This window comes from Serratia sp. CY56464, from assembly GCF_052168435.1.
GTDB classification, from domain to species: domain Bacteria; phylum Pseudomonadota; class Gammaproteobacteria; order Enterobacterales; family Enterobacteriaceae; genus Serratia; species Serratia marcescens.
Genome location: NZ_JBJNMV010000002.1, coordinates 72,593 through 96,645, shown reverse-complemented (window position 1 = coordinate 96,645; position 24,053 = coordinate 72,593). Strand labels below are relative to the sequence as shown.

At 60.7% G+C, this 24,053-nt stretch carries 24 protein-coding genes and 3 tRNA genes; 5 read left to right on the top strand and 22 right to left on the bottom strand.

Features of this window, described 5'->3' with window-relative positions:
- The first annotated feature begins 161 nt into the window (after positions 1–161).
- Both ACJ8KE_RS14075 and ACJ8KE_RS14070 read left to right on the top strand, forming a co-directional pair.
- Positions 162–368: a hypothetical protein gene (locus ACJ8KE_RS14075; RefSeq protein ID WP_126186680.1), complete on the top strand. Its 207-nt coding sequence runs from the start codon at positions 162–164 to the stop codon at positions 366–368.
- 10 nt (positions 369–378) lie between these two features.
- Positions 379–645 (top strand): DUF1471 domain-containing protein, encoded by a 267-nt coding sequence (locus ACJ8KE_RS14070; RefSeq protein WP_004933636.1) that lies wholly within the window; start codon positions 379–381, stop codon positions 643–645.
- A gap of 99 nt (positions 646–744) precedes the next feature.
- Here the strand turns inward: ACJ8KE_RS14070 and ACJ8KE_RS14065 are convergent, their stop codons facing one another.
- Entirely contained in the window at positions 745–1,119 is a 375-nt protein-coding gene (locus ACJ8KE_RS14065; protein ID WP_089185221.1) for a hypothetical protein, read from the bottom strand.
- Positions 1,120–1,243: 124 nt separating this feature from the next.
- Entirely contained in the window at positions 1,244–1,996 is a 753-nt protein-coding gene (gene yjfP / locus ACJ8KE_RS14060) for an esterase (protein ID WP_033638915.1), read from the bottom strand.
- A 127-nt stretch (positions 1,997–2,123) separates the two neighbouring features.
- Here yjfP and bsmA point away from each other — a divergent pair, with 127 nt between their 5' ends.
- Both bsmA and ACJ8KE_RS14050 read left to right on the top strand, forming a co-directional pair.
- A complete protein-coding gene (bsmA, locus tag ACJ8KE_RS14055; RefSeq protein WP_016929352.1) occupies positions 2,124–2,432 on the top strand; it encodes a biofilm peroxide resistance protein BsmA in 309 nt (102 codons plus the stop codon).
- Between the two features lie 123 nt (positions 2,433–2,555).
- A complete protein-coding gene (locus tag ACJ8KE_RS14050) occupies positions 2,556–2,831 on the top strand; it encodes a DUF1471 domain-containing protein (RefSeq protein ID WP_033633541.1) in 276 nt (91 codons plus the stop codon).
- On the opposite strand, the gene ACJ8KE_RS14045 is transcribed toward ACJ8KE_RS14050, so the two are convergent.
- The 16 genes from ACJ8KE_RS14045 to nnr form a co-directional block, all read right to left on the bottom strand.
- Positions 2,828–3,226, bottom strand: a complete 399-nt coding sequence (locus ACJ8KE_RS14045; protein ID WP_016929354.1) for a DUF350 domain-containing protein — start codon at positions 3,224–3,226, stop codon at positions 2,828–2,830. The two genes, ACJ8KE_RS14050 and ACJ8KE_RS14045, sit on opposite strands and share 4 nt — an antisense overlap.
- A gap of 66 nt (positions 3,227–3,292) precedes the next feature.
- Complete coding sequence (locus ACJ8KE_RS14040; protein WP_048796295.1) at positions 3,293–4,921, bottom strand: isovaleryl-CoA dehydrogenase; 1,629 nt, start codon at positions 4,919–4,921, stop codon at positions 3,293–3,295.
- Between the two features lie 116 nt (positions 4,922–5,037).
- A complete protein-coding gene (gene rlmB / locus ACJ8KE_RS14035; RefSeq protein ID WP_004933653.1) occupies positions 5,038–5,769 on the bottom strand; it encodes a 23S rRNA (guanosine(2251)-2'-O)-methyltransferase RlmB in 732 nt (243 codons plus the stop codon).
- Between the two features lie 61 nt (positions 5,770–5,830).
- Positions 5,831–8,305, bottom strand: a complete 2,475-nt coding sequence (rnr, locus tag ACJ8KE_RS14030) for a ribonuclease R (protein ID WP_016929356.1) — start codon at positions 8,303–8,305, stop codon at positions 5,831–5,833.
- A gap of 59 nt (positions 8,306–8,364) precedes the next feature.
- Positions 8,365–8,790: a nitric oxide-sensing transcriptional repressor NsrR gene (gene nsrR, locus ACJ8KE_RS14025; protein WP_004933660.1), complete on the bottom strand. Its 426-nt coding sequence runs from the start codon at positions 8,788–8,790 to the stop codon at positions 8,365–8,367.
- A gap of 233 nt (positions 8,791–9,023) precedes the next feature.
- Complete coding sequence (locus ACJ8KE_RS14020; RefSeq protein ID WP_004933663.1) at positions 9,024–10,322, bottom strand: adenylosuccinate synthase; 1,299 nt, start codon at positions 10,320–10,322, stop codon at positions 9,024–9,026.
- Between the two features lie 98 nt (positions 10,323–10,420).
- Positions 10,421–10,621 carry a DUF2065 domain-containing protein gene (locus ACJ8KE_RS14015; RefSeq protein WP_004933666.1) on the bottom strand — a complete coding sequence of 67 codons (201 nt, stop codon included), beginning with the start codon at positions 10,619–10,621 and terminating at the stop codon, positions 10,421–10,423.
- A gap of 61 nt (positions 10,622–10,682) precedes the next feature.
- On the bottom strand, positions 10,683–11,687 hold the full coding sequence (gene hflC, locus ACJ8KE_RS14010; RefSeq protein WP_004933669.1) for a protease modulator HflC: 1,005 nt from the start codon (positions 11,685–11,687) through the stop codon (positions 10,683–10,685).
- A gap of 3 nt (positions 11,688–11,690) precedes the next feature.
- Complete coding sequence (hflK, locus tag ACJ8KE_RS14005; protein ID WP_004933672.1) at positions 11,691–12,941, bottom strand: FtsH protease activity modulator HflK; 1,251 nt, start codon at positions 12,939–12,941, stop codon at positions 11,691–11,693.
- Positions 12,942–13,009: 68 nt separating this feature from the next.
- Positions 13,010–14,290 carry a ribosome rescue GTPase HflX gene (hflX, locus tag ACJ8KE_RS14000; RefSeq protein ID WP_004933675.1) on the bottom strand — a complete coding sequence of 427 codons (1,281 nt, stop codon included), beginning with the start codon at positions 14,288–14,290 and terminating at the stop codon, positions 13,010–13,012.
- Positions 14,291–14,388: 98 nt separating this feature from the next.
- A complete protein-coding gene (hfq, locus tag ACJ8KE_RS13995) occupies positions 14,389–14,697 on the bottom strand; it encodes an RNA chaperone Hfq (protein ID WP_004933678.1) in 309 nt (102 codons plus the stop codon).
- Between the two features lie 114 nt (positions 14,698–14,811).
- A complete protein-coding gene (gene miaA, locus ACJ8KE_RS13990; protein ID WP_004933679.1) occupies positions 14,812–15,753 on the bottom strand; it encodes a tRNA (adenosine(37)-N6)-dimethylallyltransferase MiaA in 942 nt (313 codons plus the stop codon).
- Positions 15,746–17,629 carry a DNA mismatch repair endonuclease MutL gene (mutL, locus tag ACJ8KE_RS13985; RefSeq protein WP_442517289.1) on the bottom strand — a complete coding sequence of 628 codons (1,884 nt, stop codon included), beginning with the start codon at positions 17,627–17,629 and terminating at the stop codon, positions 15,746–15,748. Before mutL ends, miaA begins: the two co-directional genes overlap by 8 nt.
- Before the next feature lie 22 nt (positions 17,630–17,651).
- On the bottom strand, positions 17,652–19,448 hold the full coding sequence (gene amiB / locus ACJ8KE_RS13980) for an N-acetylmuramoyl-L-alanine amidase AmiB (protein WP_016929364.1): 1,797 nt from the start codon (positions 19,446–19,448) through the stop codon (positions 17,652–17,654).
- 7 nt (positions 19,449–19,455) lie between these two features.
- Entirely contained in the window at positions 19,456–19,926 is a 471-nt protein-coding gene (gene tsaE / locus ACJ8KE_RS13975) for a tRNA (adenosine(37)-N6)-threonylcarbamoyltransferase complex ATPase subunit type 1 TsaE (RefSeq protein ID WP_028127566.1), read from the bottom strand.
- Positions 19,927–19,936: 10 nt separating this feature from the next.
- Positions 19,937–21,451 (bottom strand): bifunctional ADP-dependent NAD(P)H-hydrate dehydratase/NAD(P)H-hydrate epimerase, encoded by a 1,515-nt coding sequence (gene nnr, locus ACJ8KE_RS13970; protein WP_123867815.1) that lies wholly within the window; start codon positions 21,449–21,451, stop codon positions 19,937–19,939.
- On the opposite strand from nnr, the gene queG reads away from it, so the two are divergent.
- On the top strand, positions 21,450–22,589 hold the full coding sequence (gene queG, locus ACJ8KE_RS13965; protein WP_016929367.1) for a tRNA epoxyqueuosine(34) reductase QueG: 1,140 nt from the start codon (positions 21,450–21,452) through the stop codon (positions 22,587–22,589). The genes nnr and queG overlap by 2 nt on opposite strands.
- Positions 22,590–22,900: 311 nt before the next feature.
- Here the strand turns inward: queG and ACJ8KE_RS13960 are convergent.
- The 4 genes from ACJ8KE_RS13960 to orn all read right to left on the bottom strand — a co-directional run bounded on the left by ACJ8KE_RS13960 (position 22,901) and on the right by orn (position 23,986).
- Positions 22,901–22,976 (bottom strand) — tRNA-Gly (locus ACJ8KE_RS13960).
- A 54-nt stretch (positions 22,977–23,030) separates the two neighbouring features.
- Positions 23,031–23,106 (bottom strand) — tRNA-Gly (locus ACJ8KE_RS13955).
- Positions 23,107–23,172: 66 nt separating this feature from the next.
- Positions 23,173–23,248: transfer RNA gene (locus tag ACJ8KE_RS13950), tRNA-Gly, on the bottom strand.
- A 192-nt stretch (positions 23,249–23,440) separates the two neighbouring features.
- Entirely contained in the window at positions 23,441–23,986 is a 546-nt protein-coding gene (gene orn / locus ACJ8KE_RS13945) for an oligoribonuclease (RefSeq protein ID WP_004929689.1), read from the bottom strand.
- Positions 23,987–24,053: the final 67 nt, after the last annotated feature.

Here is a 24,053-nt window from a genome sequence, read left to right as displayed (position 1 = left end):
TGTGCGGCTGAAAAATGACGCGTAATCATACTGACGCAGGGCGGGAAACTCAAGGACTGCGTGGGTTTTATTCGCGTTAATGCGAGGCGCTATGGGAAATAGCACGATTTGCTCGTGAGTGAACCTATGTACGCCGATCCATCAGTTTCAAAAATCTTTCAATGAAATCAGCGCTGAGTCACAAATCTATTTCATTTTTTTTGAAAGATGCCTTCAAAACACCCCGCTTTTTAATCGCCGGCAACGGACTAAAATTAACCATATCCGCCGCAGACAGCGCGACGAAAAAGATCCCAGGTTATTCAATGCAGATAAATGACTTTTTGCCGCAGCGACACTCGCTGTCAGGCCGTAACGGCAAAAAGTAAGAGAGGCACTATGAAACGCATCATTCTCGCGACGGCGCTTGCCGCCCTGTTCTCCGCCAACGTGATGGCCGCGACGGAGATCACCTCGCACCAGGCCGATCAACGCCAGAGCGTTGGCTTCGTCACCCTGAACCAGAACGTGGTCTCGCCGGATGACGCCAGCAGCCAGGTCAGTAAAATCGCCGATCAACGTGGCGCAAGCTCTTATCGCATCATCGCCCTGCACGAACCGGGCGACAACAGCACGATGCACGTTAGCGCCGAGCTGTACCGTTAAAAAGACGCGCCACGCCAGGGAAATCCCCAGGGCTTCATCAGAAAGCCCGTTCAGTTCGCACCGGAGCGCCGCCTGTCGGGCGCTCCACTTCCTCACCCATCACAGTTTGAGCAACGTCGGCGCACTGAACGCCTTGCCCGGATTGTGCAATTGCAGCGCCATCCGCAGATAGTTTGTCCGTGCCTGCAGCAGTTCGGCGCTTTCCTCCAGCGTCGCCCGCTGCTCGAAGGAGAGCGAGCCGGCCTTCGCGGTTTGCGTGGCCGCCGCTTTCGGCGCGGAGGCGAACAGCGCCGTCATGTTTTGCACCGTCTGCGCGGTGATGCGCGACAGCGGATGCGCCTTGTTTTGCCGCGCCTTGCCGTCGGCTGCCCCCAGCATCTCGCTGAAGGCCGCTGAGTTAAGCTCGGCGCGCGCTTTCATCGTTCCCGCCAGCCCGCGCGCTGTCTCGGCCGTATTGCTGATACCCTTTATCATGCTCTCCGCTCCTTGCTGCCCCTGAAAGAACTCACGCTAACATTCTCCTCCGACATGCATGAAACAATGCCCGAAACAGCCCGCACAGAGCGGCGCAATTCCATGCATCGTGCCCGTCGGCGCATCACAGTTCGCGGCGGAAAAAGTCGGCCGTGGCGGACAGCGCCAGCGGCGTGATGCGGTGCTTCACCCCCGATTCGATGAGCGATGTCAAACGACCGTCCGCGCCTTGCCGCCGCAGTTCAGCCGCCAAACGCTGGCTGTCAGCCGCCGGCACCACGTCGTCCGTCTCGCCGTGCCACAGCAGCAGCGGCCGCCCGGCAATCGTCTCCAAACGCCCTTCCAGCTCATACTCCGCCAACACGGCGGTGCGCGCCGCAAACGCCGCCGGCGAGAGCGCCTCGCCCTCTTCGTCCAACGGCGGATACAGCGTTTGCGCCAGCGAACGGTAATAACCTGAGCCCATTAGGCTGGCGGCCGCCCGGATCCACGGGAAGCGCGCGAAGGCGCCGAGCGCGGTCATGCCGCCCATTGAGGCGCCGGCGACGCCGATGCGTCCGTCGGCTATCAGGCCAAGCCGCTCAAAATGCGCCTTGATCTGCGGCAGTTCGTCGATATTGCTGCGCAGGATCTCCCAGAACGACGCCAGGCGCCGCGTCTCGTCGCCGTCGAACCGCTCGCCGTGCCGATCGGCATCCGGCAGCACCGCCCGAAAACCGGCGCGCGCCAGCGCATAGGCGAAGTAGGCGTACACCTCTTTCGACGAGGTATAACCATGGCAGAAGAACACCGTCGGCAGCGGCCGATGATACTGCCCCGCCGGCACCGCATGGATCACCGCAATATCGCCCACCCGCTCGTCATGAATTTCAATCATCCGCTCATCCTCAACTCACCTGTTGGCATTCATCATGACAAACTTGCGCCAGCCAGCGTTAGCCCAATCTGTTCCAGCTTATATTGCGTTACACTGAAGCCATCGCACCGGCTCTTTCGAGGTTCCCATGACGTTTGTCCGCACACTCATCGCTCTGACGCTGGCCGCACAGCTTTCCGCCTGCGGCATCATGACCACCACGCCGAAACCGCCGCCGCCGCCCACCGCACAGGCGCAGGAGATCGTCCGCGCGCAGACCGCCAAACTGGTGAAAATCGGCACCGTCACCGCCGTAGTGCGCGGCAGCCCGATGGACGTGGAAGCGGAGATCCAGCGCAAGGCCACCGCCGCCGGCGCCCGTTATTACGTGATCATCATGAACAGCGAAACCGTCGTGCCGGGCCAATGGTATTCCCAGGCGCTCCTGTATCGTTAAGGCGGGGATTGTTTAAGCAGATTTACACTGGCTTTGCACTGGCTGAAGAAGGGTGTTGCACACTGAGGGACAGCATGCCGCATGTTGCGGGTGTCGATTCAGGATCTGACGAAGGGGAACGCCATGAAACGCTCCACCGCACTCACCTCCCTCCTGCTTTCCATGGGATTGCTCAGCACCGGCGCACAGTCCGCCGAGCTGGCGCCCGCCGATCGCGTGACGCCGCTCAGTGAAATCGCCGAGATCACCTTCAGCGATCTGCCCGGCTCGCCGCAGGAAGCGGAACTGGCCATCGCCCGCACCGCCGGCCAACACGGCGCCAGCTATTACCGCATCCTGCGGATGGAAGAGCAGGCGCACCCGCTTGGCTGGCGCGCCTCCGCCATCTTATACCTTTAGTAGCTCATGCAAGCCGCATTCAACACGCCGCCGCTAACGGAGACGCCCCCCAGGAAAATCCCGGCGGCCAGGTGATTCGCTTCGATCTTTTCGCTGATGCGCGGCATGTAGATCTTCACGGCCGCGAACAGCAGCAGTTGCACCACCAGCGCCACTACGCCCCACAGCAGGTAATCCAGCAGGCTGATCGAGTTGATCGCCGCGCTGGCCAGCGGGATCACATACCCCAGGCAGGCGCCGATAAAAGCAAAGGCGGCGGATTGATTATCGGCCTTGATCAACGCCCATTCGTCGTGCGGGGTGATGCGGGTATAGACGAACAGAAACACCAAAATCATGGCGAAACCGCTGAAGAAGTAAGAGGCGAACGCCGCCAACGCGCTGAGAATATCCATGTGCATTTTCCTGTCAGAGTGAGGCTGAATTAAAAAGGTTTTCGCCGCCGCGCGCCACCCTTTTCCCTAACCGCCGATGGCGCGGTTCAGCAGCAGTTCGCACACCTCGGCCGACAGCAGGCTCTCGCCGCGATGATCCAGCGTCAGATGACACCAGGCATCGGCGATCTGCGGGCTGGCGTGCTGCAGCAGCTGTGCGGCGCAGCACAGGTCGAACAGCTGTTGAGTGAGCAGCCGCCCCATCTCCTCACTCGGTTGCCGGGCGCGCTGCTGCCACTGCCGCCAGGCGCGATCGAACAACCGATTCTGGCCGCGCACCGGCTGCAGCTCGAACTGCAGCATCTCGAGCGCGCCCGGCAGTTTGTGCAGGCTGCGCAACACGTCCAGGCACATGATGTTGCCGGAACCTTCCCAGATGCTGTTCACCGGCATCTCGCGATACAGGCGCGGCAGTTCGCTCTCCTCACAGTAACCGATGCCGCCCAGCACCTCCATCGCCTCGGCGATGAACGGCATGCCCTGGCGGCAGATGCTGTATTTGGCCGCCGGGGTCAGCAGGCGGCTGTAGATCAGCTCGCCCTCATTGCTGCGGCTTTCCCAGGCGCGGGCCAGCCGGAACAGCAACGCGGTATGCCCTTCCAGCCGCAGCGCCATGCGCGCCAGAACCTGACGCATCAGCGGTTGTTCGATCAAGAGCTTACCGAATGCCTGCCGCTGCAGCGCATGATACAGCGCCACCGACAGCCCGCGGCGCATCAGGCCGTGGCTGCCCAGCGAACAGTCGAAACGGGTCAGGCCGCCCATCTTCAGGATATGCCGCACGCCGTCGCCCTCATCGCCCAGCAGCCAGGCCGTGGCGTCCTGAAACTCCACCTCGCTGCTGGCGTTGGAGCGGTTGCCCAGTTTGTCTTTCAGCCGCTCCAGGCGAATGGCGTTGCGGCTGCCATCCGGCAAAATGCGCGGCAGGAAGAAGCAGGACAGCCCGCCTTCGGCCTGCGCCAGCACCAGGTGCGCATCGCTCTGCGGCACCGAGAAGAACCACTTGTGCCCCACCAGCCGGTAGGCTTCGCCCGGCCCACGCGCGCCGAGCGGCGCGGCGGTGGTGGTATTGCTCAAGACATCGGAGCCGCCCTGCTTCTCTGTCATACCCATGCCGATCAGCAGACCGCGCTTTTGCCCGCCAGGCAGCAGGTGAGCGTCATAACGATCCGACAGCAACGGGGTCAGCCAGGAACGGAATTCCGCCGGTAACGCCTGCAGCAACAGCGGCGTGGCGCCGAAGGTCATGGTCACCGGGCACAGCGTGCCGGCCTCGACCTGCGCATGCAGCATAAAGCGCGCGGCGCGCGCCACGAAGGAACCGATGCGCGCATCCTCCTGCCAGGGCAGATTGTGCACCCGATTGGCGATCAGCCCCTGCATCAGAATATGCCAGGCGGGGTGAAAGCGAACATCGTCCAACCGCTGGCCGGTGGCGTCATAGCGCAGCAGCTCCGGCGGGTTGGCGTTGGCCAGGCGCCCCAGCTCCAGCGACTCTTGCGTGCCGAGCTGCTGGCCCAGCGAAGCCAATACCTCGGCGTCCCAGCCGCCTTGCTCGCGCTGCAACGCTTCGCGCAGCGGCGTATCGGAGAGAAACAGGTTGCTGTTGCCCAGCGGCTTGGGTTGGTTAAAAACGGTGTGCGTAGTCCAGACCATGAGAGTGCTCCCTGAAAAAAGCGTCAGGGATAAGTATGGTCGGCGCAGAGATTTCTGCCGCAGGCGGGATCACAAGAGAGGGAATTAACGGGGGCAGAGCGCCCCCGTCAGGAGAATCAGCCGCGCTGACGCACCGCTTCGAACAGGCAGATGCCGGTGGCAACCGACACGTTCAGCGAAGAGACGGTGCCAGCCATCGGGATGCTGATCAGCTCGTCGCAGTGTTCGCGGGTCAGGCGACGCATGCCTTCGCCTTCCGCGCCCATCACCAGCGCCATCGGGCCGGTCATTTTGCTTTGATACAGCGTATGATCGGCTTCGCCGGCGGTGCCCACCACCCAGACGTTCATCTCTTGCAGCAGACGCAGCGTGCGCGCCAGGTTGGTCACGCGGATCAACGGCACGTTTTCGGCGGCGCCGCAGGCCACTTTCTTGGCGGTGGCGTTCAACTGGGCGGAACGGTCACGGGGCACGATCACGGCGTGCACGCCGGCCGCGTCGGCGCTGCGCAGGCAGGCGCCGAGGTTGTGCGGGTCGGTCACGCCGTCCAGCACCAGCAGGAACGGCGTCTCCACGCTTTCCAGCAGGCCCGGCAGATCGTTCTCCTGATACTGGCGCCCTTCGCGCACCCGGGCGATGATCCCCTGGTGCACCGCGCCTTCAACCTTGTCATCCAGCCATTGACGGTTCGCCACCTGGATCACGATGCCGGTCGCTTCCAGCTCGGCGATCAGCGGTTGCAGACGGCGATCTTCGCGGCCTTTCAGAATAAACACTTCCAGGAAGCGTTGCGGGTCGCGCTCTAACAGGGCTTTGACGGCGTGGATGCCGTAAATAATTTCGCTCATGATGCTCTTTTAAATTCGTGCGGCCGGCGATAACCGGCCGATGATAACGATGTGCGGCAGGTTAGGCCTGCTCGGCACCTTTCTTCTTGGCTGCGCGCTTGGCTTTGGTCGCCGCCGCGATTTTCCGCGTTTTGTCGGACGCTTTCTTGGCTTTCTTCTTCGCCTTCTTCACGTTGTCCGCGGGCTTGGCGTCATCCTGCTTGCGGAAGGCGCTGTCCGGCTCGAAGTTGGCCGGCGGTTTGCCGCCGCGGCGCTTGCCGCGCCCCACGCTACCGTTGTCGCGCAGCGTGCGCTGGCCGCCCTTCTTGGCGCGATCGCGTTCGGTTTTGCCTTCACCGCGCGCTTTGCGGGTGCTGGATACCAGTGCGAAATCGATCTTGCGCTCGTCCATGTGCACCGCGTCCACGCGGATCTCCACCGTATCCCCCAGGCGATAGACCGTGCCGGAAGATTCTCCGATCAGGCGCTGGCCGATATTATCGTAGCGATAGTAATCATTATCCAGCGTTGATACGTGCACCAGCCCGTCGATGAACAGATCGTTCAGGCGCACGAAGAAGCCGAAGCCGGTCACGCTGGAGATGATGCCGCTGAACACTTCACCGACGTGATCCTGCATGAAGTCGCACTTCAGCCAGTCGGCGACGTTGCGCGTCGCTTCGTCCGCGCGGCGCTCGGTCATCGAGCAGTGTTCGCCCAGCTGCAGCATCTCTTCGAATTCGCTGTGCCAGCCGCCGGTCGGCGTCCAGCGCTCTTTCTGCTCGCCGTGTTCTTTGGCCAACTGATATTTGATCGCGCGGTGCAGCGCCAGATCCGGATAACGGCGGATCGGCGAGGTGAAGTGGCCATAAGACGCCAGCGCCAGGCCGAAGTGGCCACGGTTTTCCGGATCGTAAATCGCCTGTTTCATCGAACGCAGCAACATGGTTTGCAGCATTTCGTGGTCAGGGCGCTCGGACACTTCATCCATCAGCACCGCATAGTCCTTCGGCTGCGGCTTGTTGCCGCCGCCCAACGTCAGCCCCAGCTCGCTCAGCACGCTGCGCAGCGCGGAGATGTGGTCGTCGCTCGGACGATCGTGCACGCGGTAAAGCGCCGGCTCGTTGCGTTTCTCGACGAAGCGCGCGGCCGCCACGTTGGCCATGATCATGCACTCTTCGATCAGCTTGTGGGCGTCATTGCGCACCGTCGGCTCCACGCGCTCGATGCGACGCTCGGCGTTGAAGATGAATTTGGCTTCTTCGGTTTCGAACGCGATGCCGCCGCGCTCGGCGCGCGCCTTATCCAGCACCTTGTACATGGCGTGCAGCTCTTCCAGGTGCTTGACCAGCGGATGGTAATGCTCGCGCAGCTCCTGATCGCCCTGCAGAATGTGCCACACCTTGTTGTAGGTCAGGCGGGCGTGAGAGCTCATCACCGCCTCGTAGAACTTGGCCGTCGACAGGCGCCCCTGGGCGGAGATGGTCATTTCGCACACCATGCACAGACGATCGACCTGCGGGTTCAGGGAGCACAGCCCGTTGGACAGCACTTCCGGCAGCATCGGGATCACCTGCGACGGGAAGTACACCGAGTTGCCGCGGCTGCGCGCTTCATCGTCCAGCGCGGTGCGCGGGCGCACGTAGTAACTGACGTCGGCGATCGCCACCCACAGGCGCCAGCCGCCGCCGCGTTTTTTCTCGCAGTACACGGCGTCATCGAAGTCGCGCGCGTCTTCACCGTCGATGGTGACCAACGGCAGCTTGCGCAGATCGACACGGCCCTTCTTGGCCGCTTCCGGCACCTGCTCGCTGAGATCGGCTACCTGTTTTTCCACCTGCGGCGGCCAGGTATGCGGGATCTCATGGGTGCGCAGCGCGATGTCCACCGCCATGCTGGTGCCCATCTTGTCGCCGAGGATCTCGACGATCTTGCCGACCGCCTTGGTGCGGCGGGTCGGGCGCTGAGTCAGCTCCACTACCACCATAAAGCCCATGCGCGCGCCGCTGACGCTGTCCGCCGGGATCAGAATATCGAAGCTCAGACGGCTGTCGTCCGGCACCACGAAGCCGGTACCGGCGTCCATGAAGAAGCGGCCGACAATCTGGCTGGTTTTCGGCACCAGCACGCGCACGATGCGCGCTTCGCGGCGCCCTTTGCGATCCGCGCCCAAGGCCTGCGCCAGCACCACGTCACCGTGGATCGCCATTTTCATCTGTTCGGCAGACAGGTACAGATCGTCTTTGCTGCCTTCAACGCGCAGGAAGCCGTAGCCGTCGCGGTGGCCGATCACCGTGCCGCGCAGCAGATCCAAACGTTCCGGCAGCGCGTAGCACTGGCGGCGGGTAAACACTAACTGGCCATCGCGCTCCATGGCGCGCAGGCGGCGGCGCAGCGCTTCCAGCTGTTCTTCGCCGCTGAGGCCCAATTCGTTGCCCAGTTCTTCGCGGCTGGCCGGCGTTTCTCTTTTCGCCAAATGGGCCAGGATATATTCACGGCTGGGGATAGGGGATTCGTATTTTTCTGCTTCTCGTTCCAGGAATGGATCTTGTGACATTGCGGTTCCTCCGTTGTCATCAGCAGGATGACGTTGAGCCTTGTCTTCTCAACGTCGTTTTATTCGACAAGCAATAGCTTGTAGAGCGGCGGATTGTCTTCGACCATGTCGGCCAACGTATGCTTATCCAGCTCTTCAAGGAAATTCTGTACGCCCTGGTGGAGCACCTGCTTCAAGCGGCAGGCAGGGGTAATGTGGCAAAACTCACTGCTGCAGTTAACCAGCGCGAGCGGCTCCAGCGCCCGCACCACGTCACCGAGGCGAATGCTCTCGGCCGGTTTGCCCAAACGTATGCCGCCATGCTTGCCGCGCACCGCCGTGACAAAACCTACCCGGCTCAACTGATTGATGATCTTCACCATATGGTTGCGAGACACGCCATAAACCTCAGTCACTTCCGAGATGCTGGTCATCTTGTCCTGCGGCAACGAGGCCATGTAGATCAACGCCCGCAGGCCATAATCAGTAAAACTTGTTAACTGCACATCTTACCTCTGGGTATCACTTTACCCGTCTGATACGCCGCTTTTCGGCGCTATTCAAAAGATTACTCATTGGATAATAAACCAGCCGGAGAGTTCGTCGCTAATTATTTAGCGAATCCCGCGCCCTAAGGCGGGTTTATGAAAGGATTTTTTGACGTGAAACCGCAATCGGAGGGAGTCAGGATAAAAACAAACCGGGACGCGCCCGGTTTGTTTAATGCCGCAAAGCCTGATTATGCGTCGAACGGGTCGCGCAGGATCATGGTTTCGCTGCGATCCGGGCCGGTAGAGATGATGTCTACCGGTACGCCGGTCACTTCTTCGATGCGCTTGATGTAGTTCAGCGCAGCCTGAGGCAGCTTGCTGTGCTCTTTCACGCCAAAGGTGGTTTCGCTCCAGCCCGGCATGGTTTCGTAGATAGGCTCAATGCCTTCCCAGCCTTCAGCCGCCAGCGGAGTGGTGTCCACTTCGCGGCCGTCCGGCATGCGGTAGCCCACGCAGATCTTCACTTCTTTCAGGCCGTCCAGGACGTCCAGTTTGGTCAGGCAGAAGCCGGACAGGGAGTTAATCTGCACGGCGCGGCGCACCGCTACCGCGTCCAGCCAACCGGTACGACGACGACGGCCGGTGGTGGCGCCGAACTCGTTACCCTGCTTGCACAGGTATTCGCCGGTTTCATCGAACAGTTCAGTTGGGAACGGACCTGCACCCACGCGAGTGGAATAGGCTTTCACGATGCCCAGCACGTAATCCACATAACGCGGGCCGATGCCGGAACCGGTAGCCACGCCGCCGGCGGTGGTGTTGGAAGAGGTCACGTACGGATAAGTACCGTGGTCGATATCCAGCAGGGTGCCCTGAGCGCCTTCGAACATGATCAGGTCGCCACGCTTGCGCGCGCCGTCCAGCAGTTCGGAAACGTCAACCACCATGGCGGTCAGGATGTCGGCGATAGACAGTACGTAGTCCAGCGTCGCCTGATAATCGACGGCGTCAACTTTGTAGTAGTTGACCAGCTGGAAGTTGTGGTAATCGACGATCTCTTTCAGCTTAACGGCGAAGGTTTCTTTGTTGAACAGGTCGCCGACGCGCAGGCCGCGACGAGCCACTTTATCTTCGTAAGCCGGGCCGATGCCGCGACCGGTGGTGCCGATCGCTTTCGCGCCGCGCGCTTTCTCACGCGCGTTATCCAACGCAACGTGGTAAGGCAGGATCAACGGGCAAGCTTCAGAGAGTAACAGACGTTCGCGTACCGGGATGCCACGCGCTTCGAGTTCACCCATTTCTTTCATCAACGCGTCCGGCGCCAGAACAACACCGTTGCCGATGATGCTGGTGACGTTTTCACGCAGAATACCTGAAGGAATTAAATGAAGGACGGTTTTTTCACCGTTGATTACCAGAGTGTGGCCAGCGTTATGGCCACCTTGGTAGCGCACAACATATTGAGCCCGTTCAGTCAGCAGGTCTACAACCTTGCCTTTACCTTCGTCACCCCATTGGGTGCCCAGTACGACGACGTTCTTACCCATTTTTCAAAATCACCGATTGCTTAAAAATGGATTCTACCACCGTAATTTTCGATTTTCAGCACTTTTAGCATACGATTGCATAAATTTTGGGCTAGACTTTAAAGACCCGTGCGGCCGCTCAACATGTAGTAGATCACGCAGCCCGCAACCACTATTCCACCGCCAAATCGCCGCAGCGTCGCGTCCGGCAACTGCGACATCGCCACAATCATTTTGCGCCAGGCCTGCGGAAACAGCATCGGCCCTAATCCTTCCAGTACCAGAACCAGCCCGAGCGCCAGCCAAATCGTTGAGTTCATGCATCCCCCAAAAACGAGAAAGGGCCCGCGTAAACGGGCCCTCGGTCAGATTGCCTGCCGCTTATTTGCGCAGGGTATCAGGCGACTTCATGTAGCGGAAGAAATCGCTGTCCGGGCTCAGTACCAGCACGTCCTGGTTGTCCTTGAAGCTGGCTTCATAGGCGCGCAGGCTGCGGATAAAGGCATAGAAATCCGGATCCTGGCTGAACGCGTTGGCGAACAGCTTGGCCGCTTCGGCATCGCCTTCACCGCGGGTGATACGCGCCTGACGCTCGGCTTCCGCCAGGGTACGGGTCACTTCGTAATCCGCGCTGGCGCGCAGCTTCTCGGCTTCTTCCTGGCCCTGCGAGCGCAGACGACGGGCTACCGCTTCACGCTCGGCGCGCATACGCTGGTAGATGGCGTCGGACACTTCGGCCGGCAGGTTGATCTGCTTGATACGCACGTCGATCACTTCGATGCCCAACGCCGCCATGCTGTTCGGGTTCACCTGCGGCTGTTTGCCGGTGGTTTCCCGCTCAACGCGCGCCGCCGCAGAGGCGATAGCGTCATCGGCTTCGGTGGTCGCCACCTCTTCGCCGTCACCCACGGTGCCGGTGTTCAGCGCGTCACGCACGTCAGACATCAGCTTGCCGCGCGAGTCGGTCACGATGTCTTTCACGTCCAGACGGCCAATTTCGGAACGCAGACGGTCGCTGAACTTGCGTTTCAGCAGCACTTCGGCCTGGGAGACGTCGCCGCCCCCGGTCGCCAGGTAGTAACGACTGAAGTCGCTGATGCGCCACTTCAGATAGGAGTCGACGATCAGGTCTTTCTTCTCGCTGGTCACGAAGCGATCGGCCTGGTTGTCCATGGTCTGGATGCGCGCATCCAGGTTCTTCACGGTCTCAATGAACGGGATCTTGAGGTGCAGACCCGGCGCATACACCAGCGGCTTGTTTTCGCCGTCGCGCAGAACCTTGCCGAAGCGCAGCACGATGCCGCGCTGGCCTTCCTGCACCACGAACAGCGAAGCGTACAGCACCACCAGCACCGCGAGGACAATAACTACAAAAGACTTACGCATTGATTACTCTCTCCCTACGCGAGTGGTGTCGTCACGCTGCGCATTCGCCCGGCGCTGATCCATAACCGATCCGCCGCTGGTGCGCGGAGTGCTGCTGTTGGCAGCCGGCGCAGGATTCGGATTGAGGCGAATCAGGCTGGTATCCTTGTTGCCGCTCTCCGCCGCCGCGCCTTGGCCGCGCAGCATCTGATCCAGCGGCAGCACCATCAGGTTGTTGCCTTTGTCGCTCACCAACACCTTACGGGTATGGCCCAGCACTTTTTCCATGGTTTCGATATACAGACGCTCGCGGGTGATCTGCGGTGCGGACTTGTATTCCGGCAACAGCTTGGCAAAGCGCGCCACCTCACCCTGAGCTTCCAGGACGGTACGGTCCTTATAAGCCTTGGAGTCTTCCAGCAGACGCTGCGCCTGGCCGTTCGCACGCGGCTGAACTTCGTTGGCGTAAGCTTCCGCTTCACGGATGTATTGCTGCTCGTTCTCACGCGCGGCGATCGCATCGTCGAACGACGCCTTCACCTCTTCCGGCGGACGCGCCGCCTGGAAGTTGACGTCCAGCAGCGTGATGCCCATGTTGTAAGGACGGATGGTCTCTTCCAGCATGCGCTGCGTATCGTTACGCACCACGGTACGGCCTTCAGTCAGGATGCGATCCATCGAGTACTTGCCGATCACGCCGCGCAGGGCGCTGTCGGTCGCCTGGCTCAGGCTGTCGTCGGCATTGACGACGCTGAACAGGTACGCTTCCGGGTTGGTCACGCGGTACTGTACGTTCATTTCCACGCGCACCACGTTTTCATCGGAGGTCAGCATCACGCCGGACGCCGCCAATTCGCGCACGGATTCCACGTTCACCGGACGCACGTCGTCGATGAAGGTCGGCTTCCAGTTCAGGCCCGGCTGCACCAGATGGCTGAACTTGCCGAAACGCGTCACGACGCCGCGCTCGGCTTCCTTGATGGTGTAGAAGCCGCTGGCGGCCCAGATCACCACCACGGCGACCGCCGCGATACCGATAATGCGGCCGCTGAAGCCCGGGCCAGAGGTGCCGGTGCCGCCGCTATTGCTGTTGGAGCCTTTGCCCCCGCCGAAACCGCTCAATTTCTTGCTCAGTTTGCGGAAGATATCGTCCAAATCAGGTGGCCCTTGATCACGACCGCCTTTGTTGTTACCGCCAGAGTTGCCGCCATTATTATTGCTGCTCCCCCACGGGTCGCGGTCCTGTCCGTTATTACCGGGCTGATTCCACGCCATGTTTTAGCTCCATATTCTGTGATTGGGTACTTCAGGCTTTCGCGAAGCATAAATGTAACAGGATATGATCATACGATAAAGTCAATCAGGTCCTGTTCTTGCTTGCAGAGACGACGCCATTCGACGATCGGCATTCGCACCACCACGCCAATGCTGCCGTCTTCTTCGTTCCACTCTTTTTCAATCGCCTGAAGCTGGTAAAAACGGCTGCGAAGACGGCCTGCCCGTGGCGGTAAGCGCAATTCGTAATGCGCGATCTCCCCCGATAAGCGCTCCGTCAACGCCTGATACAGCAACGGAATACCCTCTCCGCTGGCGGCGGACAGCCACACCCGGATCGGCAGGTTTTCGTCGTTGCGGTCGATACGCGGCACAAAATCGTCCAGCATATCTATTTTGTTCATCACTAACAGTGTAGGAATTTCATCCGAGTCTATCTCCGCCAGCACGGTGTTCACCGCTTCGATGTTCTCATCGACGCGCGGATCTGCGGCATCGATGACGTGCAGCAGCAGAGATGCCTGGCGCGTTTCCTGCAGCGTCGCCTTGAAGGCGGCCACCAGATCGTGCGGCAGGTGCCGGATGAAGCCTACGGTATCCGCCAACACGGTATCCCCCACGTCCGGCACGTCAATGCGCCGCAACGTAGGATCCAGGGTGGCAAATAGCTGGTCCGCCGCATACACCTCGGCAGACGTTATTCGGTTAAACAGGGTGGATTTGCCGGCGTTGGTGTAGCCCACCAGCGATACGGTCGGCACATCGGCACGGGTCCGCGCGCGTCGGCCTTGTTCACGCTGCTTTTCTACCCGCTCCAGGCGGCGCAGAATCAAGCTGATGCGATCGCGCAACAGGCGACGGTCGGTCTCAAGCTGGGTTTCCCCCGGCCCGCGCAGGCCAATCCCCCCTTTTTGCCGCTCCAGGTGCGTCCAGCCGCGTACCAGACGCGTGGCGATGTGACGCAACTGCGCCAGCTCCACCTGCAGCTTACCTTCATGGGTGCGGGCACGCTGGGCGAAGATGTCTAAAATCAGCCCGGTGCGATCGATCACCCGGCATTCGCACAGGCGCTCGAGGTTTCTTTCCTGCGCCGGGGAAAGGGAATGATCAAACAGGACAACAGACGCGCCGCTGGCTTTCACCGCATCTGCAATTTCTTCGGCCTTTCCTTCGCCGACAAAGTACTTCGGATGCGGGGCTTTGCGGCTACCAGTCACCACTTGCAAAGCTTCGACACCGGCTGAGGAGACCAGCGATTCGAACTCGTTGAGGTCTTCCGTATCTTTGTCTTGCGAGAAATAGATATGAACCAGTACGGCCTGCTCACCGGCTTCATAACGGTCAAACAAGCGTGCAACCTCTCAAACGGACACTCACCGTGAGTTTGGGGGACATAAACAGCCCGCGGCTGCTTATGCTCCCCGTCATGGTTGACTTGCAACGCGCTTTATTCAGCGTCATCGCTTTCCTGCTGCGGCTGTTGCTGCGCAGACGGATTGTTGCCATGGTGATAGTTGCTTGAACCGCCGCTCGGGTTGTTGCTGTGATGCGAAACCGGACGTGACGGGACAACGGTAGAGATAGCGTGCTTGTACACCATCTGGCTAACCGTGTTCTTCAACAGGATGACAAACTGGTCAAAAGACTCAATCTGGCCTTGCAGCTTAATACCATTCACCAAATAAATAGAAACCGGAACACGTTCACGACGCAATGCGTTCAGGAACGGATCTTGCAAAGATTGCCCCTTAGCCATTCTATCTTTTCCTTATTTGCTTGTTGTTTGTAACTAAGAACCTGTCGGCTCTAAAATAAACGACGTAAAAAATTTGCGCGCTGAATACTCAGCAATTGTACACAATCACCCAACCTATGCACTAACAACCTGTGTCACCGAGTCCAAAGCCTCTCCCGGCTTTTCACTGTCCAACCAATGGACCGACTCCCAACCCCGTAACCAGGTCATTTGGCGTTTAGCCAACTGACGTGTTGCGCAAATACCACGATAAACCATCTCATCGTAACTAATTTCACCAGACAAGTATGACCACATCTGGCGGTAACCGACACAGCGAATGGAGGGCAAGTCCGTATGCAAATCACCCCGTGCGAAAAGTGCACGCGCTTCCGTCTCAAAACCCGCCGCCAACATTTGATGGTACCGCAGCTCGATGCGTTGATGGATCAACTCACGGCTGGTCGGTGCTATCGCAAATTGGTGAACTTGATACGGCAACGATTCACCCGAAATTTTAGTCAGTTCCGTTAAAGTTTTACCCGAAATAAAAAAAACTTCCAGTGCTCTGGACAGTCTCTGCGGATCATTCGGATGAATTCTCAATGCCGCGACCGGATCGATCGCCTGTAACTGACGGTGCAACGCCTCCCAACCCTGCTCCGCCGCTTGCCGTTCGATGCGCTCGCGCACCGCGGGATCGGCGGACGGCAACGGCGACAATCCTTCCAGCAATGCCTTGAAATACAACATGGTGCCGCCCACCAACAGCGGAATGCGGCCGGCGGCGGTGATGTCGGCCATCTCTTTCAGCGCATCGGCGCGGAACTCCGCAGCCGAGTAAGCTTCGGCGGGATCGCGAATATCGATCAGCCGATGCGGCGCCTGCGCCAATTCTTCGGCGCTCGGCTTGGCGGTGCCGATATCCATGCCGCGGTAAATCAGCGCGGAATCGACGCTGATCAGTTCCACCGGCAGGCGTTCGCGCAGCGCGATCGCCAGCGCGGTCTTGCCCGAGGCGGTCGGCCCCATGATGAAAATAGCCGGGGGACGTGGTGTCATTTCAGTGTCAGTCATGCTTGAGGGCCGCCAGTGCGGCCTGTAAATCAACGGGTTGTAAAAGTCCGCTCGGTGGCGATTTGACCAGCTGCGGGCAAAGTCGTTCAACGTCGGTCAGCAATTGTATCGCTTGCGAGGTGTTCCACTGTTCATGTTCGCTGCCAAGACGGCGAGCGAGCCAGGTGGCCAGCACCGCGGGCGACATCTCCTGATGTTCGGCCAGATAGCCTAACAGTTCGGGTATCAGTTTTTGTAAATTTTGTTGGCGTAATGGTAAAGGCACTGCGCGCAGCGTCACACGGCCGTGATCCGCCTGCAGATCCAGCCCCATCATCGTCAGCAGCGCCTGATGCCGCGCGATGGCCGCCGCTTCGCTCTTTTCCAACGTCAGCTTGACTGGGATCAGCAGCGGCTGCGGCCGCAGCCCTTCCGTCGGCGGGTTGAGCTGCGCCTGACGCAGCCAGCGCTCGGCCACCGTAAGATTGAGCAACGCCGGCTGCTGGCGCTGTTCAATCAACGCATAACACGGCGGATGGATCATCAACACCCGGCCAAAACTGTGCTGGCCGCCCGCCAACGGCGTTTCCGCTGCGGCTTTCGCCGGCGGGAACAGCGGCGGCTTGATCGAAACTTCCGGCGCGGCCTCGGCCGGCGGCTCGGCGGCGGGCTGCATCAGTTTACCGTACAGCTCGCCTTCGCGTTTCTGATAACCGCCCGCCGCTTGCCAGCTCGGCTGCGGCGGCCGCTCGCGGGCGGTGCCGACCGGTGGCGGCGTTTCACGGCGCGGCGCAGGCTGAGAAAAATGGTTGCCGCCGGCGGCGACGCGGTTTTCCTGCTGCCAGACCGGCGCGGGCGCTTCGTCCGGCGTTTCCGCCAGCGGCAGCGACGGAGTCTGACCGGCCTGTTGCAGCACGGTGGTCACCGCCTGGTAGATAAAGTCGTGCACCAGCCGCGCCTGATGGAAACGCACCTCGTGCTTGGCGGGATGCACGTTGACGTCCACCTGGTGCGGATCGACCTCCAGATACAGCACGTAAGCGGGCTGCTGATCGTCCTTCAACTGATCCTGATAGGCCTGACGAATGGCGTGATTGATCAAACGATCGCGCATCATGCGGCAATTGACGTAACAATACTGCATTTCACCCAGCTGGCGCGCCCCGGCCGGATCCGCCACCCAACCGCGGATGCTCAGATCGCCGTGCTGCCAGTCGATGTTCAGCGCATGCTGCAAAAACGCCGGGCCGCAGATGCTGCCTAAACGGCGCTCGTGCTGGCTTTCTTCCTTCGCCGCCCGGTATTGGCGGATCAGTTTGCCGTTGTGGCTGAGGTTGATCGCCACATCGAAGCGCGCCAGCGCGATGCGCCGCACCACTTCATCGATATGGCCGAATTCGGTTTTCTCGGTGCGCATGAACTTGCGGCGCGCCGGGGTGTTGTAAAACAGATCCAGCACTTCCAGCGTGCTGCCGACCGGGTGCGCAGCGGGTTTGACCGTCACCGCCTGCTCGCGCCCTTCGGCATAGGCTTGCCACGCTTCGCTCTGGTCGGCGGTGCGCGACGTCAGAGTCAAACGGGACACCGAACTGATGCTGGCCAGCGCTTCGCCGCGAAAGCCGAGGCTGACGATCGCCTCCAGGTCGTCGAGCGTGCTGATTTTACTGGTGGCGTGCCGCGCCAGCGCCAGCGCCAGATCGTTCTTGCCGATGCCGCAACCGTTGTCGCGAATGCGGATCAGCTTGGCGCCGCCGCGTTCGATATCGATATCGATGCGCGTCGCCCCGGCGTCCAGGCTGTTTTCCACCAGCTCTTTGACGACCGACGCGGGGCGCTCAACCACCTCTCCGGCGGCGATCTGGTTGGCGAGCTGTGGCGGTAACACCTGGATAGGCATGCTGACTCCTGTAGCGGTGACGCTAGGCCTGCGGAATGGTCAGCGTCCGATCCAGCGGCGCGACGTCCGACTTCAGATTATTGACCCGTTTCAGATCGCCGACGCTGACCCCGTAGCGGGAAGCGATGGAGGACAGCGTATCTCCGCGGGCCACTTTATGTTTAGACGGCCTTTTCGCCGGCGTTTTCGCTTTGGCGACGGCGGTGACGGCGGCGGTTTTCCCCGCCGGCACCTTCAGGCGTTGCCCGACCCACACGCCATCTTTCTTCAGTTTGTTCAGATCCCGCAGCGCCGCCATGGTGGTGCCGTAGCTGTCGGCGATGCCGGACAGCGTCTCCGCCCGTTTCACCACGTGGATCTGGGTCTTGCCGTTAACGCTGCGGCTCGCGCCGGCCGGGCTGACGATAGGCTCCGGCTGACGCACGTCTGGTGTTGAGGTGTTAACCGCCGCTGCGACGTCCAGCGGTCGGTTTTCCACCTTTGGGTCGGCTTGCAGCGGATGCGCCAGGAAGTAGCTGCGCAGGCCGTTATGAATGGCCTTGGCAATCTTCTCCTGATACGCGCTACTGCCCAGCAGCCGCTCCTCCGTGCTATTACTGATAAATCCGGTTTCCACCAGCAGCGATGGAATATCCGGCGAACGCAGCACGCCCAGGCTGGCGTGTTCCGGCCGGCGTTTATGCAACGATCCGACGCTCTGCAGCTGCTGCAGCACTTTCACCGCCACGTCGTACCCGACGCGCTGCGAGTGACCGAACTGCAGATCCAGCACCGCCTGGCTCAGATAAGGGTCGGCCTGGCTATTGGCCAGCAAATCGCCGGCGCCGCCGAGCAGCTCAGACTGCTTCTCATGCTGTTCGAGCCAACCGGCCATTTCGCTGTTGGCGCGGCGGTTGGACAGCACCCAGACGGAAGCGCCGCTGGCGCTGCGGTTTGGCGCGGCGTCCGCATGGATGGAGACCAGCACGTTGGCGCCCTGTTTACGCGCAACGTCGGAACGCCCCATCACCGAGATGAAATAATCACCGTTACGCGTCAGCACCGGTTTGAACTGCGGGTCGGCGTCCAGCATCGCCTGCAGGCGACGCGCGATGGCGATGGTGACATTCTTTTCTTTCAACCCGCTCGGGCCGATGGCCCCCGGATCCTGGCCGCCGTGGCCGGCGTCGATCGCCACCACCACCCGATCGCCGGAACCGGCGGAAACGCGGCTGCTGCGCGGCGTGACCTCAGTGGCGGTGCCTGCGACCACGGTCTGTTTTTGGGTAAAGGGATTCGATCCCGTCGGCGCTTTGCGCAGCGGCGGCTCCGGCGCTTCACGCACCGCGACCGGCGCCTGACGCGGCGGTTGACTGACGGCGACCGGCGGAGGCGTTTGCACCGGCGCTTTACGCGCCACGATATTGGCGCCGCCTTCGGCCGAAATGGTGAACACCACGGTATGCACGCCGCCGTTCTGGCGAGTGGAAACGCGGGTTTTGGCGCGCTGGGTCAGATCAAACACCAGGCGCACGCTCTGAGCGTCTTTCGGCGCGCTGGAACGAATGCTTTTCACCAGGTTTTGCCCGCTGAAATTGAGCGGAAGACCGCCGACCTTGCCCTTCTGATTAACGTCCAGCACCACCCGTTCCGGGCCGTGCAGCGGGAAAAACGCATAGTCCGGCGGACCATTGAAGCTCACCGACACCGTCGCTTCGCGTTGGGCGTTCGACACTTTGATATCGGACAGCGAGGACGCCGCCAGCGCGTTCAACGCGCCGAGCGGCCCCAGCACGGCGATCAGCATGATGACCGCAAATTTTTTCAACACCTGCGTCATTGCAGCATCATCCCTGTGATCCATGAATGCGGTCTAACAACTGGCTGCCGTATGCGGAAATCGCCTCAATCTTCGCCTCTCGCCCCTCACCCTGATAACTGAGGTACAGCGCCAGGTCCGGCTCCGGCAGCACGCCGGTGCCCTGCTGCGGCCATTCGACCAGGCAGATGGCGTCTTGCGCGAAGTAATCGCGAATGCCCATGAATTCAAGCTCTTCCGGATCGGCCAAGCGATACAGATCGAAGTGATACACCGCCAACGGCTGCAAGGCATAGGGCTCTACCAGCGTGTAGGTCGGGCTTTTGACGTTGCCCTGATGCCCCAACGCCTGCAGGAAGCCACGGCTGAAGGTGGTTTTACCGGCGCCCAGGTCGCCGTAGAGATAGATGACGCTGGCGCGATCGCAGGCCTTGGCCAAAGTGGTGCCCAAAGCGACAGTCGCTGCCTCGTCCGGCAGAGGTAAAACGAGTTCTTTCATTCGATAAAGTCTATTTTGCCCACTCAGGATTAACGAAATGAAGGATGTCCGGCAGTAAATCGGTCGCCAACATGCCTCTTGTTCCTTGTCTTTCCGCTACGCGATCGCCGGCCGCGCCATGCACGACGCAGCCCGCACAGGCAGCATCATACAGCGGGAGCTTTTGCGCCAGCAAACCGCCGATGATGCCCGACAGCACATCGCCCATGCCGCCGGAGGCCATGCCGGCGTTGCCGACGTCGGCGATCGCCATCTGCCCCTGCTCATCGGCGATCAGCGTACCGGCGCCTTTCAGCACCGCCACGCCGCCGTAGCGCGCCGTCAGCTTGCGCACGGCAAGTAAGCGATCACTCTCGATGTCCGCAGTGCTGCAGCTCAACAGCCGCGCCGCCTCTCCAGGATGCGGAGTCATCACGCGATTCTGCCGTTTCTCGGGATTTAATGCCAGCAAGTTCAGCGCATCGGCGTCCCACAAGGCTGGTTTATCGCTGGTTTGCAGCACGCTCAAGGCGTTTTTGCCCCACTCAGCCTGGCCCAGCCCCGGGCCAATCACCAGCACGTCCGCCCATTGCATCGCCTGCCGCAGCGTCGCCTCGTCCAGCGCCTGTGCCATCAACTCCGGCCTGGCCGCCAGCAGCGGCGCGACGTGCTCAATGTGAGTAAGCACTCGCACCAATCCAGCCCCGCTGCGCAGCGCCGCTTCCGCCGCCATGCGAATGGCGCCGCCGAATCCGCGGTCGCCGCCCACCAACAGCAGGCGGCCATGCTCGCCCTTATGAGCGCAAGGACGGCGCGGATGCAGCCAGCGCGGCAACACCTCGGCGGTAAGCCGCTGAATCTGCTCAGGTTGCTTAGCCAACCAATCCGATAAGCCTAGCGCATTCTGATGAAGTTGCCCGACCCAGTCACGCGCCTGGCCGGTCAGCAACCCCGGTTTGAGGCCGATGAACGTGACGGTGTGCGCGGCACGCACCACCGCGCCTGGCGCCGCGCCGCTTTCCGCCAGCAGGCCGGACGGAATATCGAGCGCCACCACCGGCGCCGAATGGCGGTTGGCGGCCTCGATCAGCGCGTCGTAAGGCGCACGCGGCGCGCTGCCCAGACCAGTGCCCAGCAGGCCGTCGATGATGAGCGAAACAGACGCCGGCCAGCGGCTGTTCGCCGGCAGAATGTCGCCGCCTGCTGCTTGCCAGGCCTCGCGAGCCGCTGCGGCTTCCGGTGGCAAAGGACGTGCGCCTTCGCAGGCGATCAGCGTCACCTGCACGCCCGCCGCCTTCGCCAGACGCGCCACCACATAGCCGTCGCCACCGTTGTTGCCGTGGCCACACAGCACCAGCCAGTGGTCGCGGGAAGGGTACGCGTTGCGCGCCAGCGCGTAGGCCGCCTGACCGGCGCGCTGCATCAAATCGTAAAGAGAAATACCGAGCGAGGCCGCCGCCGCGGGTTCCGAGCGACGGATCCAATCCGCAGGCCAGACAGAGTGTGGTAAACTGTCAGCGTATGCTTTTTCACTGTGGCCCGTCATGACGCACCCCCTCGATCTTCATCAACTCGCCCAACATATCAAGCAATGGGGGCAATCGCTAGGATTCCAGCAGGTTGGCATCTGCGATACCGATCTGAGCCTTGAAGAGCCGAAGCTGCAGGCCTGGCTCGACAAGCAGTACCACGGCGAGATGGAATGGATGGCGCGCCACGGCATGTTGCGCGCACGCCCTCACGAACTGTTGCCGGGCACGCTGCGAGTGATCAGCGTACGCATGAACTACCTGCCGGCCAAGGCGGCGTTCGCCAGCACCTTGCAAGATTCGCAGTTGGGCTACGTCAGCCGCTACGCGCTGGGGCGTGACTATCACAAGCTGTTGCGCCAGCGCCTGAAAAAACTGGGCGATCAGATCCAGGAATACTGCGGCGAGTTGAATTTCCGCCCCTTTGTCGATTCTGCGCCGGTGATGGAGCGCGCGCTGGCCGCCAAGGCGGGCATCGGATGGGTTGGTAAACACTCACTAATTCTCAACCGCGAAGCCGGATCGTGGTTTTTCCTCGGCGAATTGCTGATCGATCTGCCGCTGCCGGTGGATCAGCCGCAGGAAGAACAGTGCGGCCGCTGCGTCGCCTGCATCACCACTTGCCCGACCGGCGCCATCGTCGCCCCCTATACCGTCGACGCCCGGCGCTGCATCTCCTACCTGACCATCGAGCTGGAAGGCGCGATCCCGGAAGAATTCCGCCCGCTGCTCGGCAACCGCATCTACGGCTGCGATGACTGCCAGCTGATCTGCCCGTGGAATCGCTTTTCGCAGCTCACCGACGAAGACGATTTCAGCCCGCGCGCCGCGCTGCATGCGCCGCAGCTGATCGATCTGTTCAACTGGACAGAAGAAAAATTCCTGCGCATCACCGAAGGCTCGGCGATACGCCGCATCGGCCACCTTCGCTGGCTGCGCAATATCGCCGTGGCGCTGGGCAATGCGCCTTATGAGGACGGCGTCGTGCTCGCGCTGCGCACGCGTTTGGGCCAGGACAGCATGCTGGACGAACATATCCACTGGGCGCTGGCGCAACAGCTCGCCCGCCGCGAAGCGCAGGGCATCGAGGTGCAGACGGCACAGAAAAAACGGCTGATACGGGCTGTGGAAAAAGGTTTGCCGAGGGACGCCTGACGGCGTGCGCCGCGCGGGCTTATCGCCGGAAGACTCACTCTGTGGATTTGTGCATAAAAATAAAAACACGTTGTCTTTCAACTGCAACAAAAAGAGCAAGTGATCGGCATAACGTTTTGGGATAAATAAATAAGCATATAAATCAAATAGATAAATATTTAATTTGTATGACGTTGATTTTTCAGGCAGGCGAGTTTATGTGCAGAGGCTGTGGATAACTCTGTTCACAACATTTTTAGCAGGCGTGTAAAACGGGACAAAAATCCGCGCCGGATAAGGCGTTGGACTTGAGTTTGAAACGAAGAGAAAATTGGAGCGGGAAACGAGACTCGAACTCGCGACCCCGACCTTGGCAAGGTCGTGCTCTACCAACTGAGCTATTCCCGCATAGAGATGCTTTTGGCATCCGGTCACCAAACACTGGCGTGACCTTTGAATTTTTGGAGCGGGAAACGAGGCTCGAACTCGCGACCTCAACCTTGGCAAGGTTGCGCTCTACCAACTGAGCTATTCCCGCGTCGCATAGGTACTGCTTGATACTGCTTTATTTATTCATCATGCCGCATCGCGACATTGTTGAATTTGGAGCGGGAAACGAGACTCGAACTCGCGACCCCGACCTTGGCAAGGTCGTGCTCTACCAACTGAGCTATTCCCGCCCGGCGTATCGATGGTGGAACGTTACGAAATTCTTCATCGGTACGGGGTGCGCATTATACGAGAAATCCTTTTTGCCGCAAGCCCCTGAAAGCAAAAAAACGCGATTTTTGTTTGATTGCCGATTAAAGCGCCAGATTGGCGAATTAAGCGGCTAAAAACGACGTTTTTTCCCCGCAGGGGCCGCCATCGCCTTAAAGCTGAATGAAATGTTCGCGGTAATAAGCCAGTTCGGCCACCGATTCGCGGATGTCATCCAGCGCCTGATGGGTGCCCTGCTTCTTAAAGCCGCCGAGAATTTCCGGCTTCCAACGGCGCGCCAGTTCCTTCAGCGTGCTGACGTCCAGATAGCGGTAATGGAAGTAGGCCTCCAACTCGGGCATATAGCGGAACAGGAAACGGCGATCCTGGCCCACGCTGTTGCCGCAAATCGGCGATTTGCCGGCCGGCACCCATTGCTGCAGGAAGGCGATGGTTTCCAGCTCGGCGGCGCGATCGTCCTGGCGGCTGGCTTTCACCCGCTCCACCAGCCCGCTGCCGGTATGGGTGCGCACGTTCCACTCGTCCATCAAGGCCAGCTGCTCGTCGGATTGGTGCACGGCGATCACCGGCCCTTCCGCCAGGATGTTCAGATTGGCGTCGGTGACCAGCGTGGCGATCTCGATAATGCGGTCGCGCTCGGGATCCAGCCCGGTCATCTCCAAATCGATCCAAATCAGGTTATTTTCGTTTCCTGTCATGATGTTTCCTGCCTAAAAGCCGAGAGAAAAACGCTGTGCGGACGAGACGACGGGCGCCGCCGGTGGC

Coding starts and splice junctions, on each gene's coding strand:
- ACJ8KE_RS14075 (WP_126186680.1), top strand. CDS start 162: ATGAAATCAGCGCTGAGTCACAAATCTATTTCATTTTTTTTGAAAGAT.
- ACJ8KE_RS14070 (WP_004933636.1), top strand. CDS start 379: ATGAAACGCATCATTCTCGCGACGGCGCTTGCCGCCCTGTTCTCCGCC.
- ACJ8KE_RS14065 (WP_089185221.1), bottom strand. CDS start 1,119: ATGATAAAGGGTATCAGCAATACGGCCGAGACAGCGCGCGGGCTGGCG.
- yjfP (WP_033638915.1), bottom strand. CDS start 1,996: ATGATTGAAATTCATGACGAGCGGGTGGGCGATATTGCGGTGATCCAT.
- bsmA (WP_016929352.1), top strand. CDS start 2,124: ATGACGTTTGTCCGCACACTCATCGCTCTGACGCTGGCCGCACAGCTT.
- ACJ8KE_RS14050 (WP_033633541.1), top strand. CDS start 2,556: ATGAAACGCTCCACCGCACTCACCTCCCTCCTGCTTTCCATGGGATTG.
- ACJ8KE_RS14045 (WP_016929354.1), bottom strand. CDS start 3,226: ATGGATATTCTCAGCGCGTTGGCGGCGTTCGCCTCTTACTTCTTCAGC.
- ACJ8KE_RS14040 (WP_048796295.1), bottom strand. CDS start 4,921: ATGGTCTGGACTACGCACACCGTTTTTAACCAACCCAAGCCGCTGGGC.
- rlmB (WP_004933653.1), bottom strand. CDS start 5,769: ATGAGCGAAATTATTTACGGCATCCACGCCGTCAAAGCCCTGTTAGAG.
- rnr (WP_016929356.1), bottom strand. CDS start 8,305: ATGTCACAAGATCCATTCCTGGAACGAGAAGCAGAAAAATACGAATCC.
- ACJ8KE_RS14020 (WP_004933663.1), bottom strand. CDS start 10,322: ATGGGTAAGAACGTCGTCGTACTGGGCACCCAATGGGGTGACGAAGGT.
- ACJ8KE_RS14015 (WP_004933666.1), bottom strand. CDS start 10,621: ATGAACTCAACGATTTGGCTGGCGCTCGGGCTGGTTCTGGTACTGGAA.
- hflC (WP_004933669.1), bottom strand. CDS start 11,687: ATGCGTAAGTCTTTTGTAGTTATTGTCCTCGCGGTGCTGGTGGTGCTG.
- hflK (WP_004933672.1), bottom strand. CDS start 12,941: ATGGCGTGGAATCAGCCCGGTAATAACGGACAGGACCGCGACCCGTGG.
- hfq (WP_004933678.1), bottom strand. CDS start 14,697: ATGGCTAAGGGGCAATCTTTGCAAGATCCGTTCCTGAACGCATTGCGT.
- miaA (WP_004933679.1), bottom strand. CDS start 15,753: ATGACTGACACTGAAATGACACCACGTCCCCCGGCTATTTTCATCATG.
- mutL (WP_442517289.1), bottom strand. CDS start 17,629: ATGCCTATCCAGGTGTTACCGCCACAGCTCGCCAACCAGATCGCCGCC.
- amiB (WP_016929364.1), bottom strand. CDS start 19,448: ATGACGCAGGTGTTGAAAAAATTTGCGGTCATCATGCTGATCGCCGTG.
- tsaE (WP_028127566.1), bottom strand. CDS start 19,926: ATGAAAGAACTCGTTTTACCTCTGCCGGACGAGGCAGCGACTGTCGCT.
- queG (WP_016929367.1), top strand. CDS start 21,450: ATGACGCACCCCCTCGATCTTCATCAACTCGCCCAACATATCAAGCAA.
- nnr (WP_123867815.1), bottom strand. CDS start 21,451: ATGACGGGCCACAGTGAAAAAGCATACGCTGACAGTTTACCACACTCT.
- orn (WP_004929689.1), bottom strand. CDS start 23,986: ATGACAGGAAACGAAAATAACCTGATTTGGATCGATTTGGAGATGACC.